The 10,195-nt window shown below is 33.8% G+C and carries 8 protein-coding genes; all 8 read right to left on the bottom strand.

The features are described from left to right. Positions 1–340: 340 nt before the first annotated feature. Positions 341–1,090, bottom strand: coding sequence for a CPBP family intramembrane glutamic endopeptidase (locus K7G79_RS14300; RefSeq protein WP_223552284.1), 750 nt, complete (start codon positions 1,088–1,090; stop codon positions 341–343). Positions 1,091–1,287: 197 nt separating this feature from the next. Then, positions 1,288–1,794, bottom strand: coding sequence for a transporter (locus tag K7G79_RS14295; RefSeq protein ID WP_223552283.1), 507 nt, complete (start codon positions 1,792–1,794; stop codon positions 1,288–1,290). Between the two features lie 215 nt (positions 1,795–2,009). After that, positions 2,010–2,492 (bottom strand): hypothetical protein, encoded by a 483-nt coding sequence (locus tag K7G79_RS14290; protein ID WP_223552282.1) that lies wholly within the window; start codon positions 2,490–2,492, stop codon positions 2,010–2,012. 127 nt (positions 2,493–2,619) lie between these two features. Further along, on the bottom strand, positions 2,620–3,930 hold the full coding sequence (locus K7G79_RS14285) for a serine hydrolase (protein ID WP_255575997.1): 1,311 nt from the start codon (positions 3,928–3,930) through the stop codon (positions 2,620–2,622). Positions 3,931–4,264: 334 nt separating this feature from the next. Next, the gene (locus tag K7G79_RS14280; protein WP_223552280.1) at positions 4,265–6,496 is read right to left on the bottom strand and encodes a fibronectin type III domain-containing protein; all 2,232 of its coding nucleotides are present in this window, start codon (positions 6,494–6,496) and stop codon (positions 4,265–4,267) included. A 245-nt stretch (positions 6,497–6,741) separates the two neighbouring features. Continuing rightward, on the bottom strand, positions 6,742–8,295 hold the full coding sequence (locus tag K7G79_RS14275) for an alpha-L-fucosidase (protein WP_223552279.1): 1,554 nt from the start codon (positions 8,293–8,295) through the stop codon (positions 6,742–6,744). 143 nt (positions 8,296–8,438) lie between these two features. Then, on the bottom strand, positions 8,439–9,122 hold the full coding sequence (locus K7G79_RS14270) for a hypothetical protein (protein ID WP_223552278.1): 684 nt from the start codon (positions 9,120–9,122) through the stop codon (positions 8,439–8,441). Positions 9,123–9,307: 185 nt separating this feature from the next. Next, complete coding sequence (locus K7G79_RS14265; RefSeq protein WP_223552277.1) at positions 9,308–9,865, bottom strand: hypothetical protein; 558 nt, start codon at positions 9,863–9,865, stop codon at positions 9,308–9,310. Positions 9,866–10,195: the final 330 nt, after the last annotated feature.

Below are 10,195 nucleotides of genomic sequence, written 5' to 3'. Positions count from 1 at the left end.
GGTCTTTACGGTTGTACTTTCTAATCCATTCATTAATGGTGGTTGGTGCAATTCCATAAGCCTTACCTAATTGATACTTGTTTAATTTTCCTGTTGTAAGTTCGTCTAAAATTTTCAGTTTAAAAGGTTCTGAATACCGTCTGATTACTTTGTCATTTTTGTACATAATGTTTAAAATTATGTAGCCTTTATTCAGGACGGGTCAAAATTGGCTACAACGTTGTTGTGTATGGTTAGTTGCGTGTTTAAGCAACTAATTTAGTAAACAAAAACGAACGCGAGAAAATTCCGAAGGAATTTTCCAGATAAGCACTTGCAAAGCAATTAATTATACACGGTGTTACCTGCTGGTTTTTAATTCCGGTTGTTTATTATTTGTCTGTTTTCTTATAATCAAAAACATAGCCACAATCAGTCCGAAACCTAATATTATTATAAGTGATATTTTTTGATAAGAATTAAAATTGGCAATGTTTTCAGTTAGCTTTGGTGATAGAAAAAAGCTTGTCAGATTAAAAGCTAAATGCGTTAAAAAACTTAACCAAATATTTCTTGTCTTTAAATAAATATAACCCAAGACTATTCCTCCAACAAAAGGTCCAAATAAACCATTTTCTGAAAAAATATGAGCAAAACTAAAAATTAAAGCAGAAATCCAAATTGCTTTAGAAAATCCTTTTTCGTTAAATAATTTCTGCGATATAATTCTACGAAAGTATATCTCCTCCAAAAATGCCCAAACAGTGAGTAAAAGTAAAAATCTTGGTAATTCAGACTGCGTTGGTCTAATTTTGTCAGTCCATTGCCATTCCATTAAATTATAAACTAATAATGGAATAAAATAAGTTGCCAAAAAGAGACCGATAATTCCGATAATAATTGGGAAAATGTATATAATGCGGAAAGTTGAGTTTTCTTTTTTCGGAAGCAAGTTTGGATTAAATTTAATCAAGAAAAATCCTGCTAAAACAATTGCCAAAATATTAATAATTCTGATTGTCCAAAAGTCGGTAAGTCCAGATGCAAAATTGTAGCCAAAAAGTAAAATGAGTAAACTCAAAAATAAATTCAGATAAAGTCTTTTACTCATATTTTATTCAGTATTCAATTTTTAGTCGGTTCGGTTTTTCAACTTGCAGGTAACGTGTCCGTGTAAGAATAGTTGCGTGTTTAAGTAACTAACTTAGTAAAAATTGAACGAACCAGAGGAAAATCCGCAGGATTTTCCGATTAGTCTAGAACCAAGCAATTATTTTTACACATTGTTACCTGCTGGCTTTATTAAATTCAAAATCCGAAGTTAACCCCTAGATTAATTGTCGCAGCACTATATCCACTTTCACTAATATTTGTATAAGAAGCTATTAATGCTAGTTTTTCTTTCAAATTATAAGTAATAACTGGACGAATATAAAGTCCTCCTCCGTCATCAAACACATGAACAAAAAACGCATAACCAATATCTAATCCAATAGAAAATCCTTTTGAAAGATTTGCTCGACTAGCTAATGCTAAGGGTATATATAGTTCTGGCTCATAGTCATCGTATAGACATCCATCACACCAATCTTCTGAAGCATCTCCAAGAAACACTAATGCTCCTGTAGTTAGTCCAATATTAAAGTTTTCCGATGTTTCCCAAAGGTAATATATGTTTCCTTGAAGTGAGAAATTATAGAATTCACGATAATCCCCTATTGGTAGGCCAATATTAACTTCAGCTCTAAAACCATCCTGTGCTTTTACAGTAAAAGCAAAGGCTAGTAAAAATATAACAAAACTTATTTTTCTCATATTATAATATTTTAGCATTGGTTATTTATAGACATTTCGTTTGTCAGCTTGCATACAACCGGTTGGGCTATGAGTAGTTGCGTGGGTTAGCACATAACTTTGCAAGTACACACCAAACTGAAAATCCGCGAGGATTTTCAGAAGTAGGCGAGAACAAGCAATTACTTATAGCCATTGTTGTGTATAGTGTATAATTCACAAAATCAATTTATTAATTATTTAATTATCATTTCTTTAAATGCTTTCCATTTTTCCATATCTCCGTTTATATCATAAGATTTAGAATTTTTAAAAAGAATACTAATTCCTCCACTTACTGCTCCGGCAGTCCCTCCTAAAAGAGCTCCTACGGCTGCTCCTTCTCCTGCTGTATATGCAAATATCCAAGCATCTGGGTCAGCAGTAGCAGCTCCTAAAATTGCCATTGTTGTTGCACCGGTTGCTGCACCGACAAGGACATTGTTTCCTGCTGAATGCTTAGTTTTAATTGAGCCGATACCATTTACCATAACTTTCACAGATTCTCCTTTTCTGTATAATTGAAGTGACGTTTCTGAAATTGAAAGAATTTTTCCTTTACCTATCTTTTTACCTTGAAAATCGTAAACTCGTACAAAGACGTTAGTGTTTTCGATTTCGTTTTGAGCACAAACGTTAATGCTTAAAATCAAGGTGATTGCAAAAATTAAATTTTTCATAATGTGTTATTTAAATTTATAGCTAATTCAACATTATACACAACGCTAAATGTATGAATTGTAGCTTTGGTATGTTTGTAGGCTTTGTGCAGCTATGATTTCATACATAATGTTAGTAGGCGTTTGTTTATCTGTCTATTCTCTTTGAGTAATTTCCATGTTGTCTATAATTAATGATTCTTCCATTCTTATCTCGTTCAAAGACGAGTGTCTCTCCCAATTCTTCATCATCCCTAATTCTCCGAAATGTATCTCCTTCTATATGCTTGTAAAAAGTCATGGAATCTCCTGGTTTTTCTGATGGTAATTCGAGCGTAACTAACTTTCCCTCCCAAGTTGATATGAACACTTCACTCCACCAGGGCATTGGGCTATAGTAGCCAACATATTCTTGTAGGTTTTTCTTTTCAATTCTTTCATCTGTTGGTTCTTCCTTCTTTGGAGTCTTCACTTTCTTAATAATTGCATTTATTCCATTTGCATATTTTGCTGGGTTAGTTCCATTAGCATTGATCATAACAGAATATGCTCTTTTATTCTTTAAGTCAATTTGAAGTGTTGATCTATATCCTGGGCAACTCCCACCATGACCAACCCATGTATTGCCATCTGCTCCTTTATAAACGACAAAACCCAAACCCCAAGTGGTCTTCCAATCAGGGTTTGTCCAATGCACATTTTGCATATATTTTAAAGTGGAAGGCTTTAAAATTTCCGTAATTGTACTATCTCTTAATCGAAATTGCCAAGAAGCAAATTTCCCTAAATCTTGCACATTTGAAGAGAACCCAGCAGCCGGAGTAATTCCATTGGCCTGAAAGAAATTTACTTTTTCACGTTTTCTACTTCTTGTCATTGCACTATACCCAATGGCAAGTTCGGTTCCATACAACTGCTCAGGTAGTTCTGTTCGGGTATCAAAAAGACCAAGCGGTTTCAGAATATTTTGTTGGACATATTCATCATAAGGAACTCCTGATACTTCTTCTACTATTTCTCCTAAGAGAGTAAGTCCAAGATTGCTGTATTGAAAATAGGTAGAGGCTGGATAGAGCGTTTCTTGTTCGCTTAATTTTGAATCGATTTGCGCTTTGGTTGGAAAAGGAAAGTCTGGCCCAGTCCAATATGGATAGGCTGCTTCTCTTGGTAGCCCAGAAGAATGTGTCAATAATGTTCTAATAGTTATGGGACCACTTTCTAAATATTTCTGTTCAAGTTTATAAGCCGGTAGTATGTCACTAATACGATCATCCAAACGAAGTTTTCCTTCTTCGTACAATTTCATAATTGCAACTGAAGTAAACAGCTTGGAAATTGAACAAATACTACAAAGTGTTGATGCTTCGGCTTTGACATTCTGCTCTACATTAGACAAACCAACTGCACCTGACCAAAGTACTTTCTGATCCTCAATTACAATTGCAGTTAAACCTGGCAAATTGTCGAAATCTTTTTGTGCTTCTAACCAGACCTCTACGAGTTTAAAAGCTTCCGAATAATCCTTTTTGGTTTCCTGTGAATAAACAATACTGATTATAAAGGAAAGGACAAGTGTAAGGTAGTATTTTTTCATAATCTTGATTTTGGTTAATGCCTACTAACGTTTAGTATAAGAGCAGTAGCTAACTAAAAGCTACCATCTTTCGGGTAGGAAGATACTGAATTAAAACAAAAAACGGTTCAAGTTTATACCTGAACCGCTATTGCTTTTATACCTTGTTGTAGCCAGTTAATTTGCTAAATCAATGTCATCTTGTAGTTTTTCAGTGCTTTTATTCCTTTAAAATTTTACCCGAATAAATTTTGTTTTCACTTTCAATTTTTAAAATATAAGCACCTCTACTTAAGAATGAAATATCAATTTGTTTTTTATTATTTACTTCAAGTACCAATTTACCGCTAATGTTAAACAATTTAGCTTTAAAGCTTTCATCTAATTTAATATTTACAACGTCGTTAACTGGATTAGGATAAAAAGAAACCACATTATTTGATAGCTCTTCAATTCCTAGTCCAGAATCAGGTGTAGCAGTAGTAGTATTAAACACACTAATCTCGTCTGAAGCTCTTGCATTAATCCTAAACTCATAAGTGGTGCCATTTACTAAGCCGCTTACAGTTCTTGTAGTTTCATTTGGGTCTGTAATAACATATACAGTATCCCAAGTTGAAGAACTACTTTCTTTCCAATATAAAACATAATTTTGAAATGTACGACCGCCTAAATCAGGAAGATTCCAAGAAAGGTCTATTTGTTGATCTCCTGGTGTAGCAATTAGTGTAGGAGCATTCAGAGTTCCAAACGGTGTATCCGTTACATTATTAGAGTATGGACCATTTAATTCAGAACCACCATTATCATAAACAGCTCTAACTGAAAACACATATTCAGTACCATTTGTTAAACCATTTATTGTAGTTGTTAGATTAGGTAAATTGACTGTAACAATGGTAGGAGTAAAGCCACCTGATTCTATATATGATACCTCATATCTTATAATTGAATAACCATCATGGTGGACAGGTTCATTCCAGTTAAGGGTTGCAGATTCATTCCCTATGGAGCTTAAATTCAAAAATGGAGCCACTGATAATTGAATGGCGCCAATATCACGAAAACCATTACCATCAAATCTATCATTGCCAATTGGGTCTAAAGTAATTGGCTGATTTGTTATAGGATTGGTTAAAGTAGTATTAACAACATCAATCAATTCTCCTGGAAATGCAGGTTTAACAAATTCAGCATCTAAGAATACTATGCTGGTGTTTACTTGCGGTTCAAAACCATTTAAATTCGTAAGTAAATTTGGTTGTGAAGTAATGGTTTTTAAGGCAGCAGCATCTTGACTTACTGAAGGCTCAATCCATGTAGCTCCATCAGCTGTAATATTTGAACCCTCTAAAGTGAGCAAAATTGTTCCTGTAGTTGATGGGAAGTTAAAGCCAATAGCTGATTCTATAAAATTAAGTGAACCAGAAGAACTGTTATGGATTAATGAATTAACAGAGAAACTAGAACATTCCAAGTTACATTCATTGCCATTAAATCTAATTGAAGAAGCAATAATATTCATAGGGCCATTTGAATTATTCCAAATACGTTCCCCGTAATTTAACACGCCTAATCCATCTGATAAAACAAAAGTAGAATTAACAATATTTGTGGTAGTACCACCAGATATTTTTAAACCACCAGCACCTAAAAACCTTGAGCTGACAATATTAGCAACAGCAGAACCAGAACCTTCCCAATTAATTGCGTAGTGTTTTTGTTTGTTTAAATCGTAAAAAAGACTATTTTCAATTGTTAAATTTCCTGCATTTGGCTCAGAGATAATTGTTGCAGTTAAATCCGGTGTGGTCTCCCAATTTATAGATTCTTGAAAAGATGAATTTTTTATAGACAATGAACCGCCACTAGCTACTGACATCATACCAGTTGTGCCACTTGGACAATTATTAGTAGCCCAAATATCGCTAGCTTTAAAATTCTCCAAATTTAAAGTTGCATTTTCATATATTTGCGCAACACCATTAAACTCTTTAATTGAAAGATCTTTTATGGTTACAGTAATAGCAGAATTATCCTGATTAATAGTTCCAACTCTTAAAAACGTTGGTGCTTTTAACATAATTGTTGTACTTTCAATGGATCCCGGGCATGCGGCTAATGGATTTGTAGTACCATCCGCAGCAATCCACCATTGTTTTGCATTAATAGAACTTCCGTTACCTTCAATGACTACAGATTCGAGAATTATTGCCATGTCTGGATTTGTTAGACTGAATCCTGGCGTAATAGCATCTACAGTTAACCCTGCAGAAAATTGAATAATGTCCTCTCCTGGGTTAGCATTAGCATCTTGTATGGCTTGTAAAAAAGAGCCAGGACCTTCTAAATTCGTTGATGTAACGTTATAGGTTGTTTGTGAATAGGAGTTTTTAAAACTTGCTAGTAATAGTATACCTATTATATATAAAAAGAGTTTGTTGTGTTTCATAGTTTTGAATTTAATATACTTAATAAAAATAATAAAAGTTCTTTACTTTACCAAAATTTAAGGACGAGCCAAAATTGGCTACAACGGATTGAATATGCGGAGTGCGGAAGTTCAAAGCTCCAAGTTATCAAGCCGCCACAATGTTTATTAAATGTTTTAAGCTTAAAATTATTTACATCACCCCGCATTGCGTATATTTTTTGTTGGCAAATCGTATGATTGTTTTCCTAATTTTAAATCAATGATTATTCTATTTCCACCTTAAACACAGTTGCTATTTCATTCATGTCAGTAGCTTTAGGAGTTTTTAATATCAATTTTTCTCCTTCTAAAGACCATTCCAGATGTACATTGCTTCCAACTACTGAAACTTCTTTTATATCAATTTGTTTTTTAGTTTCAAAAACATGTTTTATTTCAAGGGTCGATAGAGGTTCAGGAAGTCCTAAAACATATATAAAAATAGATTTTCCATCTTTAGACTTGGTAAATCTATAATCGTTTTGATTGTAAACCATGCTTGCTGATTGTCCGCCATGATGTCCTTTTTTATATTTGGCTGCACCATAGCCATAAATAGAATGAGCCCGTGTTTGGTATACCGCCTCTTGGTGTAGTAAAATCCATTCTCCTATCGAATTTAGCACATCTCTTTGTTTTTTATTAATAACACCATCAGCCGTTGGAGAGATATTTAATAAAACAATCCCCCTTTTGCTCCACACATCTATCATATTTCTTATTAATAATGAAGCGCTTTTATATTTCTGACCCTTGATATAGGACCATGATCCTTTACTAATTGTAATGTCCGTCATCCAATAGTCATCAGACATATCAGTTTTACCACCTTGTTCAATATCAAGTAAGCTAATATCTCTTGGCAAGTCTTCTTGTTTGCTAATTACAATAGGTTCCTGCTTTCTAATGGTAGCCGTATTAAAATGATGGGCGACCATTTTCTGACGATATTTTTCAGGAATTTGATCCAGCCATGAGTCATACCAAAGAATATCGGGAGCATATTGATCAACTACCTCTTTGACCTGTGCCAACCAATATTCATTAAACTCTTCTTCTTCCATATTTCCATATAGCTTCCTTATTTTTGGGTCAGTACTCGAAGTAATATATTCTGGATGATATGGATAATGACTCTTCTTACCTATATTTGGTCCATTTCCTGCCCAATTGGTTGAGTCTTTAGCATATTTCTGACCTACTCTGGCATGATGAAAAGTAGCAATTGTTTTAAGTCCTTCCTTTTTTAACGCTTGCAGCAATTCTCCTGTAATATCTATTTTGGGCCCCATATCTTTTACATTCCAAGGATTTACTTCGCTATCCCACATGGCAAAGCCGTCATGGTGTTGTGCAACTGGCCCGGCAAATTTGGCTCCCGCATTTTTAAACAATAACGCCCATTCTTTGGCATCAAATTCTTCTGCCTTAAACATTGGGATAAAATCATGATAATTAAAATCTTTTATAGAGCCATAAGTTTTTTCATGATGGGCATAAACTTTACCTCCCCATTTTTCTCCTCTATCAGGAAAATACATCCATCTTGGATACCACTCATTACCATAGGCAGGCACACTATATACCCCCCAGTGAAAGTATATGCCCAATTTGGAATCTTTAAACCACTCAGGCTCTTTTTCAATGCCAGCAAGAGATTCCCATGTCTCTTTATATTTAAGTGATTTTTTACCTTGTTTTGGTCCAGAATGGTTATTGCAAGCTGAAATTGCGATAATTATTCCAACTATTGATATTTTTATAAATTGTTTTTTCATAATTTTAGTTCTTGAAATTCGATGTGTTTTAATATGTTTGCCAACGTTGAGTATATGCAAAGTAGGCAATTTCGGGCTTCAAACTTATCAAACCGTTACAATTTTGAAGCGGGCTACAACCGTTGAATTTACTACTATCACACCTATTTTGTATATATATTGTTGGCGGTAGTTAATAATTGATTTAACCCTTTTAGTTTTTCCAAGTTCTCTTCATATCCTTTTAGCTTTTGAGTTAAAAGAGCGTCATATCCAATGACAATATTTTCAAATTCAGGATTTTCTTTAAAATTATTATTGAGTGATGTAAAATCACTGAACCTTATATTCCTAAAGAAAAAAGGTGTGACATATTCATTTACATAGTCAGATAGTATACTCTCTAATTGGGATGTAGTTTTGTATGAATTATAAGTGTCTATTAATTTCTCTCTATATTCTAAATCACTAATTAGTTTAAATTCACCTGATTCAGTAATGTTTTCCATTGTTACTAAAGATGGATTAAAGTCAGATAATGCCATCATATTGGCTGATAGGTTTTTAATCCTACTATCTTTATAATTTTTTGAAAGAAGAATTTGTTTAAGGGTATCAATATCATCTTTAGTTTTAAGTGCAAATTCATAAGCTAAAGAAAGGGCTAATTCGTTATCTCTGTTTTCTTCATAGAAACTTCTCAAATAGTCTCTTTCCTGCGCATTTGATTTGTTGGATTCATTGAAATTATTAAGCTGAAAAGCTATTGTGATGCCGATTATTACAATTAGAAGGTCAATAAGTTTTGATTTCCAATCAATGTCCAATTTCCATTTTATTTTTTTCATTCAGTAATATATTTATATAAGTACGGTCTAATTACCGCCAACGGTCTTGTGTAAGCGTCAGTAACGGGAAAGTGCGCGAGTACTTTCCGCTGACGCACCTAATTTAGCAAAACGAGTTGAATTTCCTATTAGGAAATTCAGCCGTTATTGCGCTTACACGTTGTTAGCCACTGGCTTTATTATTTTTAAAATTCCAAAATGTTTTCTCCACCAATATTGTGCTTCATTTTTTGTCCCATTCCACCAGTCACATATCCAGCCACAATCTCATTTTTACTTTCTCCGTTTTCTTGATACTTTAAACTAATAGAGCAATCTCCTGTAATTCCAACCCAAACTGTTTTACTTTCATTTGGTTCTAATTCAGATATTCGTTCGGTTTCACAACCAAAAATCTCGATATCCGTGAGTTTGTTTTCAGTCGTGTTTTTAAAAGTAATTCGCATATTCCCAATCAAAATCATTGCAATCCAGACATAAACGAATAGAACAGGAATATTCAACAATATTAGCCCGCTCGTTTTCAGAAGTTTATTCCGGTTTTCAGAATCATTCTTTGCTTTCGTAAGAGTTGTTATCAGAACGATGATGTTAAAAATTCCAGCAAGAATTATAAATCCATAGCCAACAAAAAGTAACTGCCATTTGGACGTCAAAAAATATATTCCAAATATTAAAGTTCCGATTACGAATGAAAACAGAGCTGTCTTTTTTGCTAATAATATTTGTTTTTGGGTTGTCATTTTTTCAGCTTGTGGCTAACGGCTCGGGTATGAAACGTAGGGCATTTCGAAGCTCTTAACTGTCCGCCCGAAACCAAGCTTGTTAAGTGCCGAAAACTTTCGGAAATTACTGTCCGCCCTATGTTTTATACCCATTGTTGTGGTGCGTATTTTTATTTATCAAATTGGAAATCCTTCTTTCCGTAGTTCACTTTTTTCTTGTTCGTTAAAGTGGACTTGCAACAAAAAATTGGACTTTAAGTTGAATGACTAAGCTGCCAGTTTCTGGTTATACATATCTAATTCAAATTCTCTTATAGTTTTATTTCCTAAAAAGGAATGCCTTCTTTT

Source organism: Aestuariivivens sp. NBU2969, assembly GCF_019931125.1.
Lineage (GTDB): Bacteria > Bacteroidota > Bacteroidia > Flavobacteriales > Flavobacteriaceae > Aestuariivivens > Aestuariivivens marinum.
This window is presented reverse-complemented; position numbering and strand designations above follow the sequence as displayed.